Genomic DNA, 22165 nt, shown 5'->3' with positions numbered 1-22165 from the left:
TGCCTTCATCACGCAGCAGCTGCACCGGTACCTGCTCTTCTAAAAATACTTGTACTTGTTGCATAGGCAACGTATCCCGATGCTCGCTTGGTTCAAAAAAGGCATACACCGGCCATGGGTCTGCTGCTACTGTCCAGTAAATCCGAATGGCTAAAACACCGGGATCCAGCTCAATGGCGTTGGCCGATCCAGCGAGAAGATTTCAGCGAATTTGGCGTTGTACACCAGTTGGTCGTTAAGCAATGAATACTGCTTAGGATCGTGCGACTCTGTACCGGGCTTGTTACAGCCCGACAGCAAGGTACAAAGTAGCAGAATCAGCAATACAATGCGCATGCCATTAACCCCATTGGATTGATTGTTGAAAGCCTGGTTCGGCTTTAATCAGCGTCAGTAAAGTACCCATACGGTGGGCACAAAGAGCCCGGCTGCCGGCCTGGCCAGCCCCGACTGCAGGCACCACTCGGCCAGCAGGGCTGATAGTACCACACTGGCTATTGCCAAGGGTTGTGGTTTGGCCAGCAATTCTGCGGCCGGTACCACGGGATACCGCATCGTGCTCGCTACGAATATGCAGTATTTTCTCAAAATTATTGCGGTAACCACGCAAACGGGCCCGATTCACTAAGTTACCGACTAAGCCAAAATTAGAGCTGGTAGCCGCTCTAAGCATCCCCGGCGCATTAAAAGTCACCAGGGGTAACGGCCGGCTATGTTTGGCAGATAGCAATGCTGCCAAACCTCCACCTAAGGAGTGGCCGGTAACATAAAAATGGTCAGGAGCTACCCCTGCTCTGATTAATGCTTGAGTAAGGGAGGCTTTGGCAGTTCGGTACTGAGCGGGTATAGCGCCGGCAAAAATACTGATATCGTTGGGAATATCGTAGCGGATATCGTCGGTCCCGCGGATGGCAAAAATATAGTGATCGTTTTTTTCAAATAACGCAGCAAAGAAACCCTGGCGAGGGCGCTCATAGGTGGTAATAAGCTGCAGCCCTGTAACATTAGGTAGGTTATCGTATACGGCATCACAGCATTTGGCTAAATCGAGGACGGAAGGCATTCTCTTTCCTTGTAGAATTAATGTTGCTAAATAATAGCATTTACCACTCAATTATTTCTACTGCTTTTTTTTAATGATAACGTTGGTTAAAATTAACAATTCTGAATTGGTTTAGCCATCTGTATCTCTATTGGTAATTCTCTTGCGCAGGCTGCACTGGGCCCGCTTTTTCAGGTGTTGCAGCCAGATGCAATGAAACGCGAATCTTGTAAGGGGGCAAGTTTTGATATTGCGGAGTTGCTGACCGCAGAGATAACAGACATGCACTGGCGAATCTGTTGCTGATGATTTATGCATACATTGCCGCTTGCCAGTGCTGGAAAAGTCCTTTAGGTTAGATATTTAGTGGTGGGTAAAACGACAAAAAGAATAGCGTCTCGACAAAGGCAGCTGAAAGCGGTGGGGTGTAAGTAGCTGTTTTATTTTGTTCTGACCCCGAATTTTGCTGTTTTATTTTGTTCTGACCCCGAATTTTCCCCCGAATTTTCTTTCTGACCCCGAATTTTTCTTTCATCATGCTTGTCAGTTCCTGGAAAGTCCTTTAGGTTAAAGGCTTCGTGGTGCTCAAAACGAAACTGAGGAACTTGATGAGCTAAATGGTTAAAGTCAAGACTTGACCCCTGGGCTCTTTTACATGTACCGCGACGATATTAAACAAACATCGCCGCCGGTATATCAAACCGCTTTGATAATGCGCGGATATGGCCGAGCGTTAACGAGCGCTTGCCGCTGAGTATTTGCGATACCAGCGATTTACCGCCTATTTCCTGCTGAAAATCACTTTGCGTAAGGCCGTGCTGATCTATCAGCAGCCGAAGCATGGCTATGCCTGGGTCTAATTCCTCTATCCGCTGATTAAACGCCTTAAACCGCTCTGCAGTTTCTTCGTACTCTTGCAGTGCAGGAAACAGCAACTCAATCAGCACCTGATTCGCATCGTAGTCTTCAACCAGCTCATCCATTAATGCCAGCAGTTCATCGTATTGCTGATCAGAATTAATTCCTTGCACCCAAGGCATAACCTGAGTGATTTGCTGCGATAAGGACTTCATTGCCTGAACATCTAACATAATCTGCTCCTTAGCTCTTGCTCCGGTACTGTGCCGTAATCCGGTCGTATTCTTTGTGGGTCACAATATGCTTGATAAAGCACTTACCACCAACAAATTCCAGAAAGGCGATCAATCGCAATTTGTTGCCACCAATATCGATCACGTACCATTTATCGACGTACTTAAAATTGTCCAGAGACGGAAACACCTTCCGTAACTCTTCCGGTGTTTTCGCATCACTGCGCTTAAGTGCTTTGAAGGTAGCATCAAGTGCTTCGGCACAATTCGGGTATAACAGCTTTGCCGTTTCAAACGGCTCACGTTTCACTACGTGCATGCATCACATCCATTGTGGTTTATTAATAGTATGGTTTACTTATTGTGAACTTGATTAAGTATAGCTTAAGGTTTACAAATAGTAAACTATGATTCATACAAAGCCATCGCCTTAACCTGCGCATAAACCAACTGTCTTCAACCCCAACCTGAAACCATCACATATCGGGGCTCTGTTGCCTCATACTCAAAGAGCGTCTACTGATTTCAGCATTCTTGCTGACAGTGGGGGCGCCAGATAGTCATTGGTGAATCTGTTGCTTGCGCTTTATGCATAAATTGCCGCTTGCCAGTTCCTGGAAAGTCCTTTAGGTTAAGGGCTTAGTAGTGCTCAAAACGACACTGAGGAATTTGATGAGCTAAATGGTCAAAGTCAAGACTTGACCCCCATGGCACACCTGCCCCCCATGGCACACCTAGATTTCTACCAGCTAAGTGCCAGAAGCTGATATACAATTAATTTTGTTTTGACCTACAAATTAAAATCACAAGTTACCAGCATATTTAATTACATTGCTTGATTGAATGTAACAAAGGTGGTTCAATAGTTAATATGGACTCTTCCCAAAACATCAGGAACGATATTGAATATGAACCGACAGCACCCCTACACACGCCGAGTAGAGCTGGAAACTGCCTTTAAAGAAAACCAGCATGATATATTCGTACAAAATTGCCGCGAGTTCATTGAGCTGTGGGTAGCCGAGCAGAAAAATAAAGGAAAAAGTCCACAGCAAATTGAGGCTGCCTTTGAACAAATAACTGGTAATAACCTGGCGGATGCTATGGAGCAGGCAGGCCGAGCATTCGGTTCGAATATGATTTCTGTCGCTGCAGATAGCAAAATGTTAGTTGCACTGGCGGCAGAGATGAAACGCTCTGGCAGTATACTTGGTCGTTACTACATTGATACGCGGGGTGGCAAGCAGTACGTTATTTTCAAAGGAAGACCAGGGCTGCGGAAAACGCTTACCGGCACCCGCTATTTAGCTACCAATACGAAAGTAATGAAGATTGGTGTGGGTGGCCAGGCATTACGTGCTTCTGCCAGAGGTGGCTTTATTGTTTCTGTTATTTTCTCTGTTTCACTCAACTCTATCGATTGGGTTCTGAAAGACGAGTTTCGTTGGACCAACTGGATAGCTAACGTTAGTACAGATCTCGTGAAAGTGGTTATCTCTGGTGCTGCTGGCTATGCCGCAGGTATGTATTTTGCGGGCGCTGCTGCCACTATTGCTATTCTCCCGCTTGGAGCTGCTATAGTCGCCGGCATAGTTGTTGCTGGCGCTTTATATGTTTTGGACAATCACTTCGGTATAACCAAAGCGATCATTGATCACTTAGAGCGTACAGAGAGAAATGTAAAAAACGAAATTCAGGACGGCTTTTACTACATCATCCAGTCAACTGGGCATGCCGTACGTCGACAATTAGAATCGCACGTCCGTAACCATATCTCTGGTTTACTTCGCAGGCTCAACGGGTTCCCAGTATTACGATGAATCAACACTCTAAAATTAAAGATTTTCTGGCTCTATTATTCTTTGGCCTATTACTGGTGATTGGTTGCTGGACGTTAGTTTATTCACTGCAAATCCAGCTCACTGAAATTTCCAGTGAAAAACCACTTATTGTTCTAAGTAGTTTTCACGGTTATATCCCTGGTGCACTGGTAGCGCTTGTATTTATGCTTAGTTATGCGGTGAACCGGCTGTGGCGCAGTTTGCGCAAACAACCTCTATCATCAGATAACGGTAAAATTACTGCAGTAGGCGTTTTAACTGGGTTAGTCTTGGTCTTCGTTGGGAATTTCGTAATAAGTGCCCACTGGAACAAATCAGCAGTAAAAGCCGGTTATCAGGCTTGCCCTGCGTTTACGCTGTTAACGAACAGAGTGACCATGACAGCATGGAGTAAAGAAGAAACATGGTGCTTTGATGCTGATGCTCGCCGAATCATAGTACGGGGTACCACAGATGAAACGCAGCAGTTATCACAACTGCTGAGCAGAAAACAAAAACAGACACAGTAATAATTTTATAATCACAGGCGATCTTGCAAGAATCCGTCATCATGCTTGCCAGGTGATAGCTTGCAATAATATATCGGGGCTCTGTTGTCTCATGCTCAAAGAGCGTCTACTGATTTCAGCATTCTTGCCGACAGCAGGGGGCATCAGACTTTATTGGTGAGTCTATTGCTGGCGCTTTATGCATAAATTGCCGCTTGCCAGTTCCTGGAAAGTTCTTTAGGTTAAGGGCTTAGTGGTGCTAAAAACGACAATGAGGAATTTGATGAGCTAAGTGGTCAAAGTCAAGACTTGACCCCCAGGGTTTTGGCGATAAATGGACAAAGTCAAGACTTGCCCCCTATGGCCCTATTCTGCCCTCCCAACTATTGAATCAATAATTATATGAAGGAAATGTAAAGTGGCATTTAATCTAACACGAATGACAATATATGCATTAATTGCTGCTCTGGAAGAAGATTTGCGGGCATTGATAAAGTTGTATGTTGACAATGAAAGCATCATAGAATCAGGATTGCTTGAAAAAGCAAAGAATAGAATTGAAAAAGATATTGGTGGTATTTTTGGTGATATAGAATTAAATGATATTATCGACTATCTTGATCTAGGGGATACATTTCAAACAATAAATAACAAAAGATCCAGCTTTCCAACACATGTATCTAAATTCATAAAAGAGGAAACTAAGAGTCTAGAATTAATAGTATCAATTAGAAATAGGGTTATGCACATCCGACCACTAAATTTTGATGATTTACCGATAGTTAGTGACTTTTGTAGAAAGCTATTAAAGTCTGAAACAGCAATTTTATGGTCAAACATAGGTGAAACACTGCGCAAACTCGAAGAGGATCCAAGTTTTGTACTGGCTCTCGATATTGTCAGTTATGACGTAGACGAATCAGTAAACCATAATCTACCAATACCGGATTTTGATGAAACTGGGTTAATTGGTCGAGATAAAGAGGTAGAGCAGGTAAAGCAACTATGCTTAGGAGGGTTTCCGGTAATTTCTATTGTTGGTGAGGGCGGGGTTGGCAAATCAGCACTTGCTCTGAAAGTAGCGTATGAATTAACAGATAAAAACTCACCTTTTGATGCTGTAGTTTGGGTTACATCAAAAACAACGCAAATTACACTGAATGAAATAAGGGAAATTAAAGGAGCTATAGATAGTTCTCTGGGTGTTATTCATGAAATTGGCAAGAAAATAGTTGGTGAAGACTACGATAAAAGCAATGTTGACGAGGTTATCGAATATCTGGCGACATTTAAAATCGCATTATTTATTGATAACTTAGAAACAATATTAGATGAAAATATAAGGCAGTTCGTTGGTGCTCTTCCTCAAGGAAGTAAGATTATTATTACTTCGAGGATTGGTTTAGGAGCTTATGAATATCCGATCAAGCTGCAAGGGATCGGTGAGTCATATGCTTCTCAGTTACTAAGAACAGTAGCAAAAATAAGGGGGGTCTCAACGTTATCAACGTTACAAGAAAGTGTGCTACGTGGTTATGTCAACAGAATGCATCGGAATCCCAGTTATATTAAATGGTTTGTAAGCTCAGTCCAAACAGGGCTAAGTCCGGAAAGTGTTTTGCAGAATTCTGATGACTTCCTGAATTTTTGTATGTCTAATGTGTATCAATATCTATCTCCAGATGCTAGGAGAGTAACCAGCTCTATGCAATGTGCGCAAGGGTTAAAGGATATTCCTGAACTAGCATATTTAAATGATTTCGAAGCGTTACAAGCGCAAAAAGCTATTCAAGAACTGATGGCAACCAACATGCTATCTCAATCGTCAATAGCCAAAGGTGCAAGTGTTAAGACAACATATCAATTATCAGAGCTTGCCCGTGCGTATTTAGGAAAACATCACAAACCATCACAAGTCTTCCAAAAAGAAATTAGAGATAAAAGAAATAAATTGAATTCGATGTTTGAAGAACAAATGAGTCGAAGAACTGGAAATAAATATCTGGTAAAAAATATTAAGTTCAGAGATAAATCAGACAGGGTGATCGCGAGAAAATTATATGATGCCCAAAATCACATTTCGAACTCAGAGCATGATAAAGCATTTGAAATACTGCAAGAGGCTCAACGTCTGTCTCCTGATTATTTTGAAGTCGCTCGTTTCATGGCCTACTTTTATCAAAAAAGTGGGAATTATTCCGATGCGAGAGAGCAGTATGAGCTTGCAATTGTTCTATCCCCCAATACACCTCAATTGCATTATTGGTTCGGAAGATTTTTACTTCACTCTGAAGAAAATGTTGATGAAGCAGTTGCACAATTCCGAATAGCGCATAACTTGGATCCTGAATCAATAGAGGTGTGTTTAGCTCTAGCTAGAGGATATCTATTTCAACATGAGTTTGATGAAACACAGAAAATATTAAATGAACTTTCGTCAAGCATAAGTACGGCAGACGACCATTTACATAAAATATACTGTGATACGGAAATTCAAGTGTTATATAGAAGAGGTGATGATTTCTCAAAGTCTGGCGATTTTGATAAGGCAATGGACTGCTTGGAAGAGATGCGAACGAAATTCCAAGACCTTAGCGCAAAACATAAAGATCGGCATATTCGTCAAAAGCTAAAAAAATGCAATTACACCCTTCACAAAATAACAAGCTCAGGGCGGGAAGACTTAAAGGGCCGGGCTTTAGAAATATGTGATTGGATTGAGTCGGAGAGTGTCAGCTAACCCAGATATATGCTTCCTCGAAATCAATGGGTAGAAAAACGATCTGCTGGTCGCATATGCGGTCAGCGGAGGTAGGTATTCTGTACTAGGTGAGTTTTAAGACTATTCGATAAAGCGGTGTTGCCGGAGCATTAGTTCATTTGAGCCTTTGTTCTGATTAACATATAAAAACGCTCCGAAGTTCCTTCGAACAACTGCAGCACAGGAAACAGCAGTTCATTCCGCACTTGATTCGCATCGTAGTCTTTAACCAGCTCATCTATTACAGTCAGTAATCAATCCAAAGCCACCGCCTTAACCTGCGCATAAACCAACTGTCCAATCTGCAACCCCAGCCGCTGCACTGATTGCTGGGTTAGCAAGGCTTGCAATGGCTGGCCTTCCAGCTGCAGTTGCACCAGGGTTTCGGCTGGGTGGGGGGCTGGGTGAAAGCCGGTGATGCGGACTTGTAGTTGATTGCTGACCGAACTGTCGGTTATCGGCTTGCTGCTTAGCGCGACGTCGCGGGCCTGGATGCGTAAGCGGTAGCTTGGCTGGCTGTGTTTTGGTGCGGGGAGTTGCAGCTGTTGCTGGCCGATGCGTAGCTGCAGCAGATGATCTTTGCTACCCAGGCTTTTGGCGTGCAGCAGCGACAGGGCGCCGCTGGCGGCCAGTTCTGGTTGCAGCAACTGTTGTTGCAATGGGCCCTGGCTGTGAATGCAGCCGTCTTGCATCAGTACCAGTTGATCGGCCAGTTTCACCACATCGTCTAATTGATGGCTGACTAAAATCATCGGGATGCCGCTCTGGCTGGCAATGCGCTGCAAATAGGGCAGTATGTCGTTGCGGCTTTGCTGATCTAAGGAGGCCAAAGGTTCATCCAGTAGCAGCAACTGCGGCTGGCGCAGTAAGGCCCGCCCCAGTGCAATACGTTGGCGCTGACCGCCGGATAATTGCTCCGGTTGTTGATGAAGTAAAGGCTCCAGTTCCAGCAGTGCTATCACCTGCTCTGGCACTAATCGCCGCTCGCAGTCTTTCCCCAAGCGATTAAAGCCATACAACAGGTTTTGCTGCACCGATAAGTGCGGCAATAAACTGCTTTCCTGAAACACCATGCCAATGCGGCGCTGATGCACCAGCACAAAGTGGCGGCCCTGTTGCCAGTTGTGCTCGCCAAAGGCTACTGTGGCATTGGGGTGGCGATCCAGCCCGGCGATGGCGCGCAGCAGGGTGGTTTTGCCGCAGCCCGAGCGACCAAACAGGGCGGTAACGCCTTGCAGTGGCAGGCTGTCATTCAGTTGCAGGCGAAAAGCGCCACGCTGCAATTGCAGGGCAACCGTCAGCGCTTTTGGCTCCTTGCTGGCCGGGGCAGTGCGCCTGGTCTGGGTGTTGGGTTTGGCACTGCTGGTCCAACTCAGCCGTTGCCACCAGCTGCTGGTGGTTGCCTGGTTATTCAGATGCTGTGTGCCGGGTACAGTCATCAGGCAGTCCCCCGTTCAAAGCGCCGGTTCAGGCCGTACACGATAAACAGCACCACAAAGGCGGCAATTAACAAGCCCAGCGATAATTGATGCGCCTGGCTGTAGTTCATCGCCTCGGTGTGATCGTAAATCAAAACTGAGAGCACCTGGGTTTCACCGGGAATGCTGCCACCCAGCATTAAAATGACGCCGAATTCGCCGAGCGTATGGGCAAAGGTCAGGGTGGCGGCGACGATAAAGCCACCACGACAGAGCGGCAGCACCACACTAAACAGCTGATCCAGTTTGTTGGCACCTAAGCTGGCGGCGACCTCCAGCGGCCGCTGGCCCATACGACGAAAGCTTTCCAGCAGCGGCTGCACCGCAAAGGGCAGCGAGTAAATCACCGAGCCAATCAAAATACCGGTAAAACTAAAAGCCAGATGCTGCATGCCAAGGCGCTCCAGGGTACCGCCGACCGCGCCATGCGGGCCAAGCAGTAGCAACAGGTAAAAGCCCAGCACCGTGGGCGGCAATACCAGCGGCAAGGCCACCAGCGCCTGAATGGCGGTGCGCCATTTGCCCTGGCTCTGGGCCAGCCACCAGGCCAGCGGGGTAGCGATTAGCAGCAAAATCACCGTAGTGTACAAACACAGCTTGAGCGTGAGTTGGATGGCCTGCCAGTCCTGAGCGCTTAGTTCCAGCATGCTGTTAGCCCTCGTTCCCAGCTTTCTCAGCGACTCGCTGCGTAGCTGGCTGTGTAACAGGCAGTTCAAAACCATAGTGCTGCATAATCGCCAGTGCCGCCGGAGTGGTCATAAAGTCGGCAAACTGCTGGGCGGCGGCTTTATCCGCGCCATGGCGGGTAATGGTATACGCCTGGGTCAGGGGCTGATGCAGCTCGGCTGGAATTAATTGGTAGCCATGGCGGGCCAGTTCCGGAAAACGGGCCAGCGACAGCGCGATAATGGCCACTTCGGCAGCGCCGCTCTGCGCCATCTGGGCGGTTTGGGCGATGTTTTCGCCATACACCAGTTTGGGCTCCACGGCATCCCATACGCCACTGGTCTGCAAAGCCTCTTTAGCACGCAGGCCATAGGGTGCATGCGCGGGCTGGGCGATGGCAAGACGGCGAAAGTTTAGCTCATTTAATTGCGACAAGGTCACTTCAGTCAGATCCAGCCGCGGGCTCCACAGCACAATGCGGCCAATGGCGTAGAGTGTTGGTTTGGTCACGGCATGGCCTTCGGCGTACAGCTGCTCGGGAAACTGGATATCGGCCGAGAAGAACAGATCAAAGGGGGCGCCATGACGAATTTGGGTGGTCATTTTGCCGGAAGAGCCGTAGGTGACCCGCAGCTGAGCATCCGGCTGCTCGGTCTGATACAAAGCAATCACATCATTCAGCGCATAGCGCAGATCGGATGCGGCCGCTATGGTCAGGGGCTCATTGGCCTTGGCGGCTCCAAGCCAAAACACGAAAAACAACAGAGAAAGATGGCGCATTGATTACTCCCAGCGTTGCAGTGCCTGTTGATCGGTGGCTTTGGCCTGCACCCAGTGTTCGCCATGGTTGCTATGTTCTTTTTTCCAGAACGGTGCCCGGTTTTTCAGGTAATCCATCACAAACTGAGCGGCTGCAAAGGCCGCAGCCCTGTGGGCACTGGCCACACCAACAAAGACGATCTGCTCATTCGGCGTTAAGGTACCAATGCGGTGGATAATACGCACCGCGCCCAGTTGCCAGCGCTGCTGCGCCTGCTCAGCGATGGCCTGCAGCGCCTGCTCGGTCATGCCGGGGTAATGCTCCAGCGTCATGCTGTGCAAGTTGCCGTTACTGAGTTCACGCACCAGGCCGCAGAAGGTAACCACAGCACCGCAGTGGCTGTGGCGGCTAAGTTGCTGGTATTCATCTGCTACGGAAAAATCCGCTGTTTGCACCTGCACTGAAATGCTCATGTTTGCCTCCGTCTTTGGTTCAGCCATGGCTTAGCCGCCAGTGACCGGCGGAAAAAATGCCAGCTCATCGCCCGGTTGCACTCTGGTATGCAGCGGGCACAACTGTTGATTGACGGCGCAGAGCAAGTCCTGCCTGCTGAGTTCTTGCCGCCAGCTATCGGACTCCTGCTGCAGCGCACTTAACACCGAAGCCGCGGTTGGATCAGCCGGTAAGCGGCTGCTATCCAGTTGCTGCATCGGGGTTTGCAGCCGTTCGCGCAGGGCGGCGAAAAATAATACCGTGATCATGCTTGATTTCCTTCTGTTGGCGAAAGTGCTGCCTGCTGTGATCGCTGCCAGAGGCCATTTTTACCGCCGGTTTTTTGTTCCAGCTGAATGGGGCCAATCATCATCGCCGGATCAACCGCTTTGCACATATCGTAAATGGTGAGCGCGGCCACCGAGGCGGCGGTCAGGGCTTCCATTTCTACCCCGGTTTGGCCTTGAAGCCGGCACAGGCTCTGGATAAAAATCTGGCCTGTTTCTGCGTTTAGTTCAAACTCAATGCTGACTTTGGCCAGCGCCAGTGGATGGCAAAGCGGGATTAACTCGCTGGTTTTTTTCGCTGCCATAATGCCGGCAATGCGGGCGCTGGCCAGCACATCGCCTTTTTTCACCAGCGCCTGCTCGATTAAGGCAATCACCTGCGGCTGGGTGGTGATCAGCGCGCTGGCAATGGCCTCGCGTTTGCTGCTGCTTTTATCCGAGACATCCACCATCAGGGCGCTGCCATCGGCATTGAGATGGGTTAGCTGGCTTGCTTTCATTCGGTTTAGTTGCGACATCAGGCGACTCCTTCACAGCCAGGGGCAGTTGCCCAGCTGCTGGCCGTGCTGCTCTTCAGATGAGGGACAAAATTACAGGGGCCGGTTTCGGCGTTTAATTGCGGCGCGATCAGCTGCTGCCAGGCCAATTCGCAGGCCGAGCCTGAACCCGGCATGGCAAACATCAGCGTTTGGTTGGCAAGGCCCGCGCAGGCGCGTGATTGCAAACTGGCACTGCCTATGCTTTGAAAAGACAGCTGGCGAAACAGCTCGCCAAAACCGTCGATGGCTTGATCAAACAGTGGCATCAAGGCTTCCACCGTGCAATTGTTGGCGGCAAAGCCGGTACCGCCGTTAACCAGCACCACCTGCACCGCAGGGCTTACGATCCACTGGCTGATTTGGGCGCGCAGCGCATAGCGGTTGTTGGGCAGCAAAGCCCGCTCAAGCACCCGATGGCCTGCTTGCTCTGCCAGTTGCTGCAGCAAGTCGCCACTGCTGTCGGTTGCGCGGCTACGGCTATCGGAGACGGTTAGAATGGCCAGTTGCAGTGGCATAAATGAACGATGTGCTTTAGCCATCGCAAAACTCCTCTGAAGCCAGCTGCAGGGCCTGCTGCCACTCGGCTGGGGTATTGGTATTATTTAGCGCAGCAGCATGCACGGGCTGGCATGTTTCAAAACCAATGGCGCTTAACAGCGCCTGCACCGAGCGATTGCTATCGGCTTTTGTCAGCACTTGCTGCAAATAACGATGCAGCGAGAGCGAGTTGGGCAGCACACAGGGCAGCGGATGGCCGCTAAAGCAAGCGGCTTTGTGGCTGTTCACCCCGACCAGTTGCTGAATGTCGGTCACGCTAAGCAGCGGCGTATCGATGGCCAGCACCAGCACGCGATCGTGGCGGCAGCGGTTTAATCCGGCCTCAATACCGGCCAGCGGCCCGGCTTTGGCAAAGCGATCCGGCATAAAGCCAGCGGCATTGCGGCTGACGAAAACTTCTGAAGCGCCAGCCTCCTTCGCCAGGGCTTGCATGTGTTGCCACAGTGGCTGGCCCTGCCAGTTCAGCTCGGCTTTATCGGTTCCCATGCGGCTTGACTTACCACCTGCCAGCAGAATGGCATCAAAGGGCGTGGGATCTTGTCTTTGGGGGACGGACATCAACATTACCTCCGGCTTAGCCACCAATCTTAACCACCAATCTCAACCGCAAATCTCAGCCACCTATCATGGCCAAATGGCGGGTAGAGCCGCTGTTGCCCTGATGCAAATCATGGCTTTCAGCTTTACCCAATACAGCGCGCTGCAGGTAGTGCATTAATGGCTCGGGATCGTCCTGTTGCAGCAAGCTGCGCAGGCCCTGCTGCTGCTCGGTAAAAAGGCATAAAAACAGCTGGCCACGGCTGGATACCCGCAAACGGTTGCAGTCGGCACAAAAGTCCTTGCTGTAGGGCATGATCAGGCCAATCTGGCCCTGAAAATCAGGATGAGCGTATTCCAATGCGGGGCCGGCGCTGCGGCCTTTTTGCTGCAACTGCCAGCCTTGCTGCAGCAATTGCTGCTGAATGCCGGCGCCGCTTAAGTGCTGCTGTTGGTAATAGGCCTGATTGTCGTTGGTGCGCATCAGCTCGATAAACCGCAGCGACACCGCTTTGTGGCGGACAAACTCCAAAAAATCGGCTAGCTGCATGGCGTTGTGCTGGCGCAGCAGCACGGTGTTGAGTTTGACGTTAGATATGCCAGCAGCAATGGCCTGATCGATGCCATCCAGAATAGCCGGCAGGCGGTTTTCACCGGTGACCAGATGAAAGGTCGCAGCATCCAGACTATCGACACTGACATTGATGGCATCCAGCCCGGCCTGTTGCCAGTTGCTCAGATCGCGCTGCAGCCGGTAGCCGTTGGTGGTCAGCGCCACCTGCTCAATGCCATCGGTGGCTTTGCAGGCAGCAATAATATCGGTTAAATCTTTGCGTAAGGATGGCTCACCGCCGGTAATACGCACCTTGCGGGTACCGAGCAGGGCAAAGGCTTTGACCAGGCGTTTGATTTCCGGCAGCGTCAGCTCGTCCTTGCGGGAGCTGCAATCCGGCCCATCGGGCAGGCAGTAGCTGCAGCGAAAATTGCAGCTTTCGGTAATGGACAGCCGCAAATAGGTAAAGCGGCGCGCGTAAGCGTCGATCAGCATAATTCACCTTTCCAAATCGGGAGGTAGGGCCGTTTCCCGCCATACCCGGTGGCCTGATTGCCACGGCATGCTGTTCATGGCTTCCTGCGTAAAGAAGCGGTAGAGCCAGCAGCTCGGTGTGTGTTCTATCTGTGTATAAGCTTAAAGTAAGGCCCCCGGCATTGTTATTGCCATAAAGGGGCGTGCCCTTACCTCGTTTGGGGTAGCCACTCCCACGGCTATCCCTTACTGACAGCTGCCACAGCAGAGGCCATCGCCATGGCTGGGTTGCACGAACAGGATCTCGTTTTCCAGCACGATGTGCTCCATCAGATCCTCTTTTAACTCGCGTAGCCCCAAGTACAGCGCAGTCCAGGTGTTGCAGGCACCCAGCGGCAGGCGGATCTCATTGGTTAGCTCGTCGAGTTTTGCCAGCTCATCACCATGCTGCAAGTGCTCCTGTTGCATCACATGGATAGGTCCAGCCGGGTAGATGCCTTGGCGTAGCATGGGGAACAGGATTTGCTCTTCTTTTTGCATATGGCTTTCCAGTTCCTGCAGCATCGCATCCAGATGATCGGCCAGGCCGGTCGGGCATTCCGGGCTGTCGCCATGCACGTGTTCAACCCGGCGCGCCAGGCGGATCAGCTCCGGCAGCTGCTGGCGGTGTTTTTCGTGGTAGCGCTGCAAAATGTAGTCAATCAACTCATTGGCCGGCGCCTGCCGCCAGTCTTTTGCCAGAGGTTTCTGCTGCAGTGCTTTTAAAGCTGCCAGCACCGGGCCTGTCTCCAGGCCACGTTTGTGCAGGGCCTCGGCCAGGCTTTGCTGGCCACCACAGCAAAAATCCAGTTTGTACTGATGAAATACCCGGGTGGCGCCACTGATTTGGGTGGCCAGTTTGCCAAGGGGTTGGGTTAGTAATTGCATGCTTTACTCCTGATCTAATGGGGGTTGTCTGTCTGTGAGGAGCAAGCGCCATGCCATGAACTACCACCTTTGATTCCTATAGCTTTTTCGGGCCGCATGGTATATTGCACCCTAAAGCGAATGGTGAAATTTACCCCAAGTGGTGAAAATGACGGTATTACCAACCATCTTACTGGCCGATCTGGTGACTGAGTTGCCGGCACCGGTCCGGCTGCAGCGACTGGTCAGTAATCTGATGGCTGAATTTGGCTGCGGGGCTGTGGTGTTGTTGCAAAAGCAGCAGGACTATTTAAAGCCTGTGGCGATGCAAGGACTGGCTCGCGAAGCGCTGGGCCGCCACTTTGCAATAGCACATCACCCCAGACTGGCAGCCATTATGGCCAGGCGCGAGCCGGTGCGGTTTGCACCGGATTCGAGCTTGCCAGATCCCTACGATGGCTTGCTGGACACCAGGCCGGAGCAGCCATTGGCGGTGCATGATTGCATGGGCATGAGCTTGTATGTGGAAGGCGAATGCTGGGGCGCCATTACGCTGGATGCGCTGGAAGCGGGGACTTTCGATCAGGCCAGTGAGGCCCGTTTGCAGCATTATAGTTTCTTGATTGAATCCATCGTGCGGGTCTGCCGGTTAGAGCGGGATAACCGCGTGCTGCGACAAAGCAGAAATCATAGTGAAGCGGTTGTGGCAGCAGGGAAGGCGGATGGTGCTATTATCGGCCAGAGCAAGGTGATGCAGCAGGTATTACGGCAACTGGATGTGGTGGCCGACTCGGATCTACCGGTGTTATTGCTGGGTGAAACCGGCACCGGCAAAGAACTCTTTGCTCAGCGTTTGCATCAGCTATCGCCACGTTGTAGTAAACCAATGGTGTACATCAATTGTGCCGCTTTACCGGAAACACTGGCAGAAAGCGAGTTATTTGGTCATGTGAAAGGGGCTTTTTCCGGCGCTGGCCATGATCGGGCAGGCCGTTTTGAAGCGGCTGATGGTGGCACCTTGTTTTTGGATGAAGTTGGCGAGTTGCCGCTATCCATTCAGGCCAAGTTGCTGCGGGTGCTGCAAAATGGTGAGGTGCAGCGCCTGGGCACGGATAAACCCCGCACTGTCAATGTACGTATTGTGGCAGCGACCAACCGGCAATTAGCGAAACGGGTACAGGATGGCGAGTTTCGGGCCGATTTGTACCATCGGCTGTCGGTCTATCCGCTGCCTATTCCACCGCTGCGCGAACGCGAGCTGGATATTTTGCTGTTGGCCGGTCACTTTTTGGAACAAAACCGGGTTCGGCTGGGGTTTCGTAGCCTGCGCTTCGCTGCCGAAGCAGAGCAGTTATTGCTGCAGTACGATTGGCCGGGTAATGTCCGCGAGCTGGAGCATGTATTGAGTAGGGCCGCGATCCAGGCACTGAGCCATGGCCAGAACCGACAGGATATTGTTACGCTTGAGGCCCATTGGCTCGGACTTGCCGCCAGCGAAAGCAACCTGTCGCAGAACCGCGCTGAGCAGAGCTTGCCTTTAGCGGGCTTAAGCCTGAAGCAGGCAGTGCAATGCACTCAGCGGCAAATGATCAGCAGCGCCTTGCAGCAACACCAGCAGTGCTGGGCCGACGCAGCCCGGGCTCTGGGCGTTGATGCCAGCAACTTGCATAAACTGGCACAAAAACTTGGTTTAAAAGCAGGTAAGGAGCCGGCATGAAGGTTGTGAAAATACTGCTCTGGCGTTTGCTGGCTCTTTGCGCTCTGTTGCTTGGCTTGATTGGGATCCCCTTGCCGGGGTTGCCAACAGTGCCTTTTTTATTGCTATCGGCCTGGTCCGCAGGCAAAGGCTGGCCAGCACTGGAGCTCTGGCTGTTACAGCATCCACGCTATGGCCCGCCCATTCTGGCCTGGCGTCAGCATGGTGCTGTGTCGCGCCGCGCCAAATGGCTGGCCAGTTTGATGATGACCGGTTCGGTGCTGCTGATGTGGTTTTCGGCGGCACCTATGCTGTTAAAAATTATCCTGCCACCGTTTTTAGCCGGTGTAGCCACCTGGTTATGGCTGCGGCCAGAGCCGGTCTCGCTTCCCCCTATGGAGCAGTCTCATGACGAAAGCAGATAAAAGCAAGCTGAAAGAGCTCACCCAGGCTCAAAGCCTGCGTTATAGCCGCCACCTGATGTTGCCGGCGATGGATTTTCACGGCCAGGAAGCCTTGCTGGCGGCAAGCGTGTTGCAAATTGGCGTTGGGGGCCTCGGCTGCGCGGCAGCGCCTTATCTGGTCGCCAGCGGCGTAGGTGCCTTGACCCTGGTTGATGATGATGTGGTTGACAGCAGCAATCTGCAGCGCCAGATTTTATTCCGGCAAAGCGATATCGGCCAACCAAAAGCAATGGTGGCAGCCCGGCATTTAAGCGGCATGAACCCGGATACCAAGCTTAGTGCTCTCACCCGACGCTTGCAGCAGCAGGAGCTGCAGCAGATGCTGGCGGACTTTGATTTGGTGCTCGATTGCAGCGACAACCTGGCCACCCGTAACGCCATCAATGCTGCTTGCTTTGCTACCGGCACCCCCTTGGTATCCGGTGCCGCCATCCGGCTGGAAGGCCAGGTGATCAGTTTCCCGATGGATGGTCAGTACGCCTGCTATCAGTGCTTAAGCCAATTGTTTGGGGAGCAGCAACTCAGCTGCATGGAGTCGGGTGTGTTATCGCCGCTGGTTGGGGTGATTGGCAGCATGCAGGCGCTGGAAGCGATTAAGATTTTGTCCAAAGTCGGCGAGCCCGCCTATGGCCGTCTGCTGTTGTTTGATGCGATGCAGGGCCAGTGGCAGTGCTTTCAGTTGCCGGCCGATCCTCACTGCCCGGTTTGTGCTGTGGGTTAGCTGTGTGGCCGGGGTTCGCACGGCACTCAAGTTGTGGCGTCAGCTGACAGCTGCGGCAGGATCTCGGTTTGCACCTGATGCAGTAAGCGATAAGCTTCACCGATGCTACAGTCCTCATGCTCTTTTTTCTTGTAGCCCAGACTGCTTAGTTCGAGATGATAAGTAGGCACCAGCTGATGCTGCGCCAGGGTCTGGCGTACACAGTTGAGCGGGCAGCCATCAATGGCCAGTATGGGGCGGCCGGATTGAGCCACTTTCAGCAGTGGTTTGACATGGCCGCCGACACCGGCAATGCAGGACATTTGTGCCAGCCCCTGACGATCCAACACCACGGCCAGATCATTGGCCAGCTGAGCGACATTGGAGCAGCCGGAGCAGGCATACACCAAAGGTTTGTGTTCTGAAGATGTTGGTAAAGCCGGGTTCATAATCAGTACCTGTTTTCATCTATAAAGATCCTCAGTCTAGGTGCTGAAAACAAAAGCAATTTGATGTGCATCAAGTTTTCTTGACGACTACTCCATCAGTGGTACGCCTGGCCAACCAGGCTATCCCGGCCGGCCATCGGCTCTTGGCGTGGTCAGTACCGGCCAATACACTAAGCAATAACAGGCAAACGCCAGCACCCAACCGCCAATCGCCAGTTGATACCAGTACAGGGCAAAACCCGGCAGCCACTGCGCCAGCACCCGCAGCAGGACAGAGGCAATCAACAGCACAAAGGCGGCAGCCATCACAGGTTTGGGCTGCAGGATACGGCCGGTATGGCCGAGCGAGACCCGCGCCATCATTGCCAGAATCATCACCCCCATGGCGCCCGCCGTTAGCGCATGGATGGCGGTGCTTTGGCTGACGGCAAAGCCAGCTGCTTTGGCAGCGAATAGTGCCAGCCCAACAGGAATAAAGTAACAGGCGATGTGCAACGACCAGAGCAAAGGCACCCGAAAGGTCAGCCAGACCTTCACCCGTATCAGCCGCCAGCCGCACAACAGGGCGGCAGTGGCGTAAATCACCGCCATGATGCTTGCCGGCAGCCAACTGGCCAGCAGCAAAAAGTGCAGGCCAAAAATCAGCCAGAGCGAGCCAAGGGCGGCGTTATCCAGCCAGGGCTTGGCCTCGATTTTCGGGGTCTGGGTGCCATTGGCGGTAAACATCGGCAGCACCCGGCCAGAGACGATGGCCATCACCAGAGTGATCAGCCAGATGGTATTGAGCATACCGTGCTGGCTGTACATTGGCTGGTTCAGCAGCACCCCGGCATGCATCAGGCCATTGCAAACGGTGAGTAGGAACAACAGTGGGACAAAAAACAGATTACGGCTTTGGCCGGCTTTGAGCAGGATGCGGCCAAACAACAGGGCGGCCAGCGGTAAAAAAGCCAGATCCACCGCAGCGACCAAAACGCCAGGCAGCGAACCACCAAACAGCATCAGCGCCCTGGCAGCCAGCCATACCAGCGTCAGTATGAGCAGCGGACTGCCATGGGTGGCGCGCAGGCCGGTCCAGTTTTGTACGGCGGTCAGTAAAAAACCGACAATAATGGCGGCTACAAAGCCAAACAGCATTTCATGCTGATGCCAGAACAGCAGATCGCCATAAGGATGCAGTGCAATCACGCCGCTGAGCGCCAGGCCCCATAGCAACATGGCCAGCAAGCTGAACAGGGCGCCAAATAAAAACAGTGGCCGAAACGCCTGGCGCAGCAACGGCTTGAGTGCCTCTTCTTGCTGTAAATCAGTGATTTGCATCGTCGTTATCCTCAAAGAAGTTACTGGCGAGTGCCGCTTGCAGCTGCTTTTGCAGCTGCTCGCTGCGAATGGCAAAAAACATCATGGTCATGCACAGCGCCAGCACGGCATACAGCACCATAAAGCTGGCACTGGCAATACCAAGGGCATCCTGCGCCGCACCAAAGGCGATGGGCAGGGTGCAGCCGCCCAGGGCCCCTATGGTGGCAATCATGCCACCCACAGAGCCCATTTGCTGTGGGTAATGATCGTGGGTAATTTTCAGTACACTGGCGCGGCCAAAGCCTTGGGCAATGCCAATGATGAAAATCAGTGCGGTAAAGAGCCAGACATTAATTTCTATGGTCAGCTCCACATCCCGCTCCAGGCCATGAATGGTCATGGTGGTGGGCGGGTAGCTCAGAAAGAACAAGCACACCAGACAAACCCAGAACACGCTCCAGTTGACGGCGCGGCCGCCGTAGCGGTCGGCAAACCAGCCACCCAGAGCTCGGGCCATGCTGGAGGTGGTGACAAAAAACAAGGTAAAGGCCATCGCCTGCTGCAAATTCAGCTGGTAGGCCTGCATGTAGTACTGGGGCAGCCAGAGGATCAAGGCTAAAAAGCTGCCAAACACAAAGTAATAGTACAGGCCAAACCGCCAGACCTGGGAATGGCGCAACGGCTTGAGCTGTTCACGCCAGGGCGGCTGATAGCTTTGCACATAGGCCGGTAGTTTGGGCGCAAAGCCGGCAAACAGCAACAGCATCAACAGCAAGCCGGCGGCATAGGCCGGCCCGGTCCAGGCCCAGCCCTGCCAGTGCACCAAAAGCGGCAGCAAAATCAATGAAATGGCGGCGCCGGCATTGCCGGCACCAAAAATACCCAGCGCCAGGCCCTGCTGCTCACGGCTAAACCAGTCGGTGACATAACGAATACCCAAGGTAAAAGATACGCCGCTAACCCCAATCCAGAGCCCTAACCAGAAAAAGCCCTGAAAACTGTCAATCCAGGGCAGCAGCATAAGCGCCGGTAGGGTCAGTGCCATTTGCCACAGCCACAAGCTGCGGGCGCTTTGGTATTCCGACAGGATGCCAAGCGGTAAGCGCAGCAAAGCACCGGATAAAATGGGGGCCGACAGCAAAATACCCAGTTGCGTGCCGGTTAAATCCAGCTTGTCCTGAAAGTCAATGGCCAGCACGGCATACAAAGTCCAGACCGAGAAATTGGCAGCAAAGGCCAGGGTGGCCAGAGTAAGAGCACGCCAGGCGTGGGGCAGGGTTGCATTCATCCGGCTGTGGTTCCTGTGGCGGGATCTGCGGTTATCATACGCCGCTTTTCGCGCTGCTGCATGGCGCCCAGGGAATACCCCGAAGAAGCCTGGCCTGCTCTGTTTTTGTTGGCAGCTACTCCTTTGTGGTTAGGGTGTGCAGCAGGGCCCTGAGCTGGCGACCGGGTGCGGCTATCACCTAGGGGGTAATGCCCCTTATCCTTGTAATTTCAATGGTTTTTCCTGTTGATGCAGATCAAGTTATGCTCAGGCAAAGGCGCAGAAACTGGCGCCAGGAATTGTCCTTTCACACCCGAGGTGAGTTATGTCTGACACTGGCAGTCTGAATCTGCTGCGATTCAGCGACCCGAAAATCAAAACCCTGCACCTGACCTGGTTTGCGTTCTTTTTGACCTTCGCGGTCTGGTTCGCCCATGCGCCGCTGCTTTCATCGATCCAGGCCAGCTTAAGTCTGACCGATGCGCAAATTCGTGCTTTGCTTATTTTAAACGTTGCCATCACCATACCGGCACGGATTGTGGTGGGGATGCTGGTCGATAAGTATGGCCCGCGTATTATTTACTCCGGCTTGCTGATTATCTCGGCCTTTTTGTGCATTGGTTTTGCCTTTGCCAACACCTACACCAGTCTGGCCATTTTCCGCTTCTTGCTGGGGTTTGTTGGTGCTGGCTTTGTGATTGGCATTCGCTTGGTCAGTGAATGGTTTCCGGCGCATCAGGTCGGTACGGCAGAGGGTATTTATGGTGGCTGGGGCAACTTTGGCTCGGCTGCAGCGGCCATGTTGCTGCCCACCATTGCGCTGATGTATGGCGGCGATGATGGCTGGCGCTATGCCATTGCCAGTGTCGGCGTGATCTGTGGCCTCTACGGCCTGGTGTTTTACAAGTATGCCCGCAATACGCCTAAAGGCTCAATTTACTTCAAACCCAAGAAAACCGGGGCCATGGAAGTGACCAGCTGGGGCGATCTCTGGTTGTTGATTGGCATGAATATCCCGATGTATCTGGCGTTGGGCATTCTGGCCTGGCGCTTGTCACCGGCCGGTGTCAACTTGTTTGACGAGAGCTGGATGTATATTTTCCTGGGTATTTTGGTGCTGCTCTTTATCTTCCAGACCCAGCAAACCTGGCGCATCAATGCCGAGCATTTGCGTGAAGGCGTGCCAGAGATGCAAAAGTACTCCTTCAAGCAGGTGGGGATTTTAAACATCGCCTACTTCGCCACCTTTGGCTCTGAGCTGGCGGTGGTCTCGATGTTACCACTGTACTTCCTGCAAACCTTTGAAGGCTTAACGCCGGTTAAGGCTGGTATTCTGGCCTCTGGTTTTGCCTTTATGAACCTGATATCCCGGCCGATGGGCGGCTGGTTCTCGGATAAATTTGGCCGTCGGCGTAGCATGATCATTCTCATCGCCGGCCTGGCTGTCGGTTACTTCCTGATGGGCCTGATCGACAGCTACTGGTGGATCCCACTGGCGGTGCTGGTGACCATGGCGTGTTCGTTCTTTGTGCAGGCGGGTGAGGGCGCGGTCTTTTCGATGATCCCGCTGATCAAACGCAGCATGACCGGCCAGATCGCTGGTATGGCCGGAGCCTACGGCAATGTGGGCGCTGTGGTCTATTTGACCGTGCTTAGTTTCGTCAGCTACAGTACTTTCTTCTTTGTGATTGCAGCCTCGGCGCTGTTCGGTCTGGTGGCCATTCTGTTTTTGGAAAACCCGAAAGGCCATATCACCGAAGTGCTGCCGGATGGTACGGTTCACACCATTGATGTTGGGCATAAATAACGGGGGC

At 51.9% G+C, this 22165-nt stretch carries 25 protein-coding genes and 1 riboswitch; of the genes, 7 read left to right on the top strand and 18 right to left on the bottom strand.

Annotated elements, in window-relative coordinates; genetic code table 11:
• Positions 1-150: 150 nt before the first annotated feature.
• The 5 genes from BLW37_RS04930 to BLW37_RS04910 all read right to left on the bottom strand — a co-directional run bounded on the left by BLW37_RS04930 (position 151) and on the right by BLW37_RS04910 (position 2452).
• On the bottom strand, positions 151-336 hold the full coding sequence (locus BLW37_RS04930) for a hypothetical protein (protein WP_091340438.1): 186 nt from the start codon (positions 334-336) through the stop codon (positions 151-153).
• A gap of 4 nt (positions 337-340) precedes the next feature.
• Complete coding sequence (locus tag BLW37_RS04925; protein ID WP_091340436.1) at positions 341-1063, bottom strand: Tle-like phospholipase domain-containing protein; 723 nt, start codon at positions 1061-1063, stop codon at positions 341-343.
• Between the two features lie 334 nt (positions 1064-1397).
• The gene (locus BLW37_RS04920; protein ID WP_091340433.1) at positions 1398-1580 is read right to left on the bottom strand and encodes a hypothetical protein; all 183 of its coding nucleotides are present in this window, start codon (positions 1578-1580) and stop codon (positions 1398-1400) included.
• A 133-nt stretch (positions 1581-1713) separates the two neighbouring features.
• Positions 1714-2133 (bottom strand): helix-turn-helix domain-containing protein, encoded by a 420-nt coding sequence (locus BLW37_RS04915; RefSeq protein ID WP_091340430.1) that lies wholly within the window; start codon positions 2131-2133, stop codon positions 1714-1716.
• 10 nt (positions 2134-2143) lie between these two features.
• Positions 2144-2452 carry a type II toxin-antitoxin system HigB family toxin gene (locus BLW37_RS04910; RefSeq protein ID WP_091340427.1) on the bottom strand — a complete coding sequence of 103 codons (309 nt, stop codon included), beginning with the start codon at positions 2450-2452 and terminating at the stop codon, positions 2144-2146.
• Positions 2453-3041: 589 nt separating this feature from the next.
• On the opposite strand from BLW37_RS04910, the gene BLW37_RS04905 reads away from it, so the two are divergent.
• The 3 genes from BLW37_RS04905 (at position 3042) to BLW37_RS04895 (ending at position 7202) form a co-directional block, all read left to right on the top strand.
• Positions 3042-3953 (top strand): hypothetical protein, encoded by a 912-nt coding sequence (locus BLW37_RS04905; RefSeq protein ID WP_091340425.1) that lies wholly within the window; start codon positions 3042-3044, stop codon positions 3951-3953.
• The gene (locus BLW37_RS04900) at positions 3950-4483 is read left to right on the top strand and encodes a hypothetical protein (RefSeq protein ID WP_091340422.1); all 534 of its coding nucleotides are present in this window, start codon (positions 3950-3952) and stop codon (positions 4481-4483) included. Before BLW37_RS04905 ends, BLW37_RS04900 begins: the two co-directional genes overlap by 4 nt.
• 397 nt (positions 4484-4880) lie before the next feature.
• Positions 4881-7202: a tetratricopeptide repeat protein gene (locus BLW37_RS04895; RefSeq protein ID WP_091340420.1), complete on the top strand. Its 2322-nt coding sequence runs from the start codon at positions 4881-4883 to the stop codon at positions 7200-7202.
• A gap of 275 nt (positions 7203-7477) precedes the next feature.
• On the opposite strand, the gene modC is transcribed toward BLW37_RS04895, so the two are convergent.
• The 10 genes from modC to ytfE all read right to left on the bottom strand — a co-directional run bounded on the left by modC (position 7478) and on the right by ytfE (position 14494).
• A complete protein-coding gene (modC, locus tag BLW37_RS04890) occupies positions 7478-8662 on the bottom strand; it encodes a molybdenum ABC transporter ATP-binding protein (protein WP_091340417.1) in 1185 nt (394 codons plus the stop codon).
• Entirely contained in the window at positions 8662-9348 is a 687-nt protein-coding gene (modB, locus tag BLW37_RS04885) for a molybdate ABC transporter permease subunit (protein ID WP_091340414.1), read from the bottom strand. Before modB ends, modC begins: the two co-directional genes overlap by 1 nt.
• Positions 9349-9352: 4 nt before the next feature.
• Complete coding sequence (gene modA / locus BLW37_RS04880) at positions 9353-10147, bottom strand: molybdate ABC transporter substrate-binding protein (RefSeq protein ID WP_091340410.1); 795 nt, start codon at positions 10145-10147, stop codon at positions 9353-9355.
• Positions 10148-10150: 3 nt separating this feature from the next.
• Entirely contained in the window at positions 10151-10600 is a 450-nt protein-coding gene (moaE, locus tag BLW37_RS04875; RefSeq protein WP_091340407.1) for a molybdopterin synthase catalytic subunit MoaE, read from the bottom strand.
• 30 nt (positions 10601-10630) lie between these two features.
• Positions 10631-10888: a MoaD/ThiS family protein gene (locus BLW37_RS04870; protein ID WP_091340404.1), complete on the bottom strand. Its 258-nt coding sequence runs from the start codon at positions 10886-10888 to the stop codon at positions 10631-10633.
• Positions 10885-11424: a cyclic pyranopterin monophosphate synthase MoaC gene (gene moaC / locus BLW37_RS04865; protein WP_245785618.1), complete on the bottom strand. Its 540-nt coding sequence runs from the start codon at positions 11422-11424 to the stop codon at positions 10885-10887. The genes BLW37_RS04870 and moaC overlap by 4 nt, the downstream gene beginning before the upstream one ends.
• On the bottom strand, positions 11424-11984 hold the full coding sequence (gene moaB / locus BLW37_RS04860; protein WP_091340401.1) for a molybdenum cofactor biosynthesis protein B: 561 nt from the start codon (positions 11982-11984) through the stop codon (positions 11424-11426). The genes moaC and moaB overlap by 1 nt, the downstream gene beginning before the upstream one ends.
• A complete protein-coding gene (gene mobA, locus BLW37_RS04855) occupies positions 11977-12561 on the bottom strand; it encodes a molybdenum cofactor guanylyltransferase (RefSeq protein WP_171907548.1) in 585 nt (194 codons plus the stop codon). The genes moaB and mobA overlap by 8 nt, the downstream gene beginning before the upstream one ends.
• A gap of 55 nt (positions 12562-12616) precedes the next feature.
• Positions 12617-13588 (bottom strand): GTP 3',8-cyclase MoaA, encoded by a 972-nt coding sequence (moaA, locus tag BLW37_RS04850; protein WP_091341071.1) that lies wholly within the window; start codon positions 13586-13588, stop codon positions 12617-12619.
• Positions 13577-13719: riboswitch (molybdenum cofactor riboswitch) on the bottom strand. Its footprint overlaps the gene before it by 12 nt.
• A gap of 94 nt (positions 13720-13813) precedes the next feature.
• On the bottom strand, positions 13814-14494 hold the full coding sequence (gene ytfE, locus BLW37_RS04845) for an iron-sulfur cluster repair protein YtfE (RefSeq protein WP_091340394.1): 681 nt from the start codon (positions 14492-14494) through the stop codon (positions 13814-13816).
• Positions 14495-14642: 148 nt separating this feature from the next.
• Here ytfE and norR point away from each other — a divergent pair, with 148 nt between their 5' ends.
• The 3 genes from norR to BLW37_RS04830 are packed head-to-tail and all read left to right on the top strand — an operon-like array spanning position 14643 to position 17354.
• Positions 14643-16190 (top strand): nitric oxide reductase transcriptional regulator NorR, encoded by a 1548-nt coding sequence (gene norR / locus BLW37_RS04840; RefSeq protein WP_091340390.1) that lies wholly within the window; start codon positions 14643-14645, stop codon positions 16188-16190.
• Entirely contained in the window at positions 16187-16594 is a 408-nt protein-coding gene (locus tag BLW37_RS04835; protein ID WP_091340386.1) for a YbaN family protein, read from the top strand. Before norR ends, BLW37_RS04835 begins: the two co-directional genes overlap by 4 nt.
• On the top strand, positions 16578-17354 hold the full coding sequence (locus tag BLW37_RS04830) for a HesA/MoeB/ThiF family protein (RefSeq protein WP_171907547.1): 777 nt from the start codon (positions 16578-16580) through the stop codon (positions 17352-17354). Before BLW37_RS04835 ends, BLW37_RS04830 begins: the two co-directional genes overlap by 17 nt.
• A gap of 26 nt (positions 17355-17380) precedes the next feature.
• Here BLW37_RS04830 and BLW37_RS04825 read toward each other — a convergent pair whose 3' ends face one another.
• The 3 genes from BLW37_RS04825 to BLW37_RS04815 all read right to left on the bottom strand — a co-directional run bounded on the left by BLW37_RS04825 (position 17381) and on the right by BLW37_RS04815 (position 20372).
• On the bottom strand, positions 17381-17782 hold the full coding sequence (locus tag BLW37_RS04825) for a putative zinc-binding protein (protein ID WP_091340381.1): 402 nt from the start codon (positions 17780-17782) through the stop codon (positions 17381-17383).
• Positions 17783-17902: 120 nt separating this feature from the next.
• Positions 17903-19102: an NnrS family protein gene (locus BLW37_RS04820; RefSeq protein ID WP_091340379.1), complete on the bottom strand. Its 1200-nt coding sequence runs from the start codon at positions 19100-19102 to the stop codon at positions 17903-17905.
• Positions 19089-20372, bottom strand: coding sequence for an MFS transporter (locus BLW37_RS04815; protein ID WP_091340375.1), 1284 nt, complete (start codon positions 20370-20372; stop codon positions 19089-19091). Before BLW37_RS04815 ends, BLW37_RS04820 begins: the two co-directional genes overlap by 14 nt.
• A gap of 304 nt (positions 20373-20676) precedes the next feature.
• Between BLW37_RS04815 and BLW37_RS04810 the strand changes: the two genes are divergently transcribed.
• Entirely contained in the window at positions 20677-22158 is a 1482-nt protein-coding gene (locus BLW37_RS04810; RefSeq protein WP_091340371.1) for a NarK family nitrate/nitrite MFS transporter, read from the top strand.
• The last annotated feature ends 7 nt before the right edge of the window (positions 22159-22165 follow it).

Origin of the sequence: Alkalimonas amylolytica, from assembly GCF_900107845.1 — a bacterium.
GTDB lineage: Bacteria > Pseudomonadota > Gammaproteobacteria > Enterobacterales > Alteromonadaceae > Alkalimonas > Alkalimonas amylolytica.
This window is presented reverse-complemented; position numbering and strand designations above follow the sequence as displayed.

Excerpts from the sequence above, each read along its gene's own strand:
- BLW37_RS04930 (WP_091340438.1), bottom strand. The coding sequence starts at position 336 with ATGCGCATTGTATTGCTGATTCTGCTACTTTGTACCTTGCTGTCGGGC.
- BLW37_RS04925 (WP_091340436.1), bottom strand. The coding sequence starts at position 1,063 with ATGCCTTCCGTCCTCGATTTAGCCAAATGCTGTGATGCCGTATACGAT.
- BLW37_RS04920 (WP_091340433.1), bottom strand. The coding sequence starts at position 1,580 with ATGATGAAAGAAAAATTCGGGGTCAGAAAGAAAATTCGGGGGAAAATT.
- BLW37_RS04915 (WP_091340430.1), bottom strand. The coding sequence starts at position 2,133 with ATGTTAGATGTTCAGGCAATGAAGTCCTTATCGCAGCAAATCACTCAG.
- BLW37_RS04910 (WP_091340427.1), bottom strand. The coding sequence starts at position 2,452 with ATGCACGTAGTGAAACGTGAGCCGTTTGAAACGGCAAAGCTGTTATAC.
- BLW37_RS04905 (WP_091340425.1), top strand. The coding sequence starts at position 3,042 with ATGAACCGACAGCACCCCTACACACGCCGAGTAGAGCTGGAAACTGCC.
- BLW37_RS04900 (WP_091340422.1), top strand. The coding sequence starts at position 3,950 with ATGAATCAACACTCTAAAATTAAAGATTTTCTGGCTCTATTATTCTTT.
- modC (WP_091340417.1), bottom strand. The coding sequence starts at position 8,662 with ATGACTGTACCCGGCACACAGCATCTGAATAACCAGGCAACCACCAGC.
- modB (WP_091340414.1), bottom strand. The coding sequence starts at position 9,348 with ATGCTGGAACTAAGCGCTCAGGACTGGCAGGCCATCCAACTCACGCTC.
- modA (WP_091340410.1), bottom strand. The coding sequence starts at position 10,147 with ATGCGCCATCTTTCTCTGTTGTTTTTCGTGTTTTGGCTTGGAGCCGCC.
- moaE (WP_091340407.1), bottom strand. The coding sequence starts at position 10,600 with ATGAGCATTTCAGTGCAGGTGCAAACAGCGGATTTTTCCGTAGCAGAT.
- BLW37_RS04870 (WP_091340404.1), bottom strand. The coding sequence starts at position 10,888 with ATGATCACGGTATTATTTTTCGCCGCCCTGCGCGAACGGCTGCAAACC.
- moaC (WP_245785618.1), bottom strand. The coding sequence starts at position 11,424 with ATGTCGCAACTAAACCGAATGAAAGCAAGCCAGCTAACCCATCTCAAT.
- moaB (WP_091340401.1), bottom strand. The coding sequence starts at position 11,984 with ATGGCTAAAGCACATCGTTCATTTATGCCACTGCAACTGGCCATTCTA.
- mobA (WP_171907548.1), bottom strand. The coding sequence starts at position 12,561 with ATGTCCGTCCCCCAAAGACAAGATCCCACGCCCTTTGATGCCATTCTG.
- moaA (WP_091341071.1), bottom strand. The coding sequence starts at position 13,588 with ATGCTGATCGACGCTTACGCGCGCCGCTTTACCTATTTGCGGCTGTCC.
- ytfE (WP_091340394.1), bottom strand. The coding sequence starts at position 14,494 with ATGCAATTACTAACCCAACCCCTTGGCAAACTGGCCACCCAAATCAGT.
- norR (WP_091340390.1), top strand. The coding sequence starts at position 14,643 with ATGACGGTATTACCAACCATCTTACTGGCCGATCTGGTGACTGAGTTG.
- BLW37_RS04835 (WP_091340386.1), top strand. The coding sequence starts at position 16,187 with ATGAAGGTTGTGAAAATACTGCTCTGGCGTTTGCTGGCTCTTTGCGCT.
- BLW37_RS04830 (WP_171907547.1), top strand. The coding sequence starts at position 16,578 with ATGACGAAAGCAGATAAAAGCAAGCTGAAAGAGCTCACCCAGGCTCAA.
- BLW37_RS04825 (WP_091340381.1), bottom strand. The coding sequence starts at position 17,782 with ATGAACCCGGCTTTACCAACATCTTCAGAACACAAACCTTTGGTGTAT.
- BLW37_RS04820 (WP_091340379.1), bottom strand. The coding sequence starts at position 19,102 with ATGCAAATCACTGATTTACAGCAAGAAGAGGCACTCAAGCCGTTGCTG.
- BLW37_RS04815 (WP_091340375.1), bottom strand. The coding sequence starts at position 20,372 with ATGAATGCAACCCTGCCCCACGCCTGGCGTGCTCTTACTCTGGCCACC.
- BLW37_RS04810 (WP_091340371.1), top strand. The coding sequence starts at position 20,677 with ATGTCTGACACTGGCAGTCTGAATCTGCTGCGATTCAGCGACCCGAAA.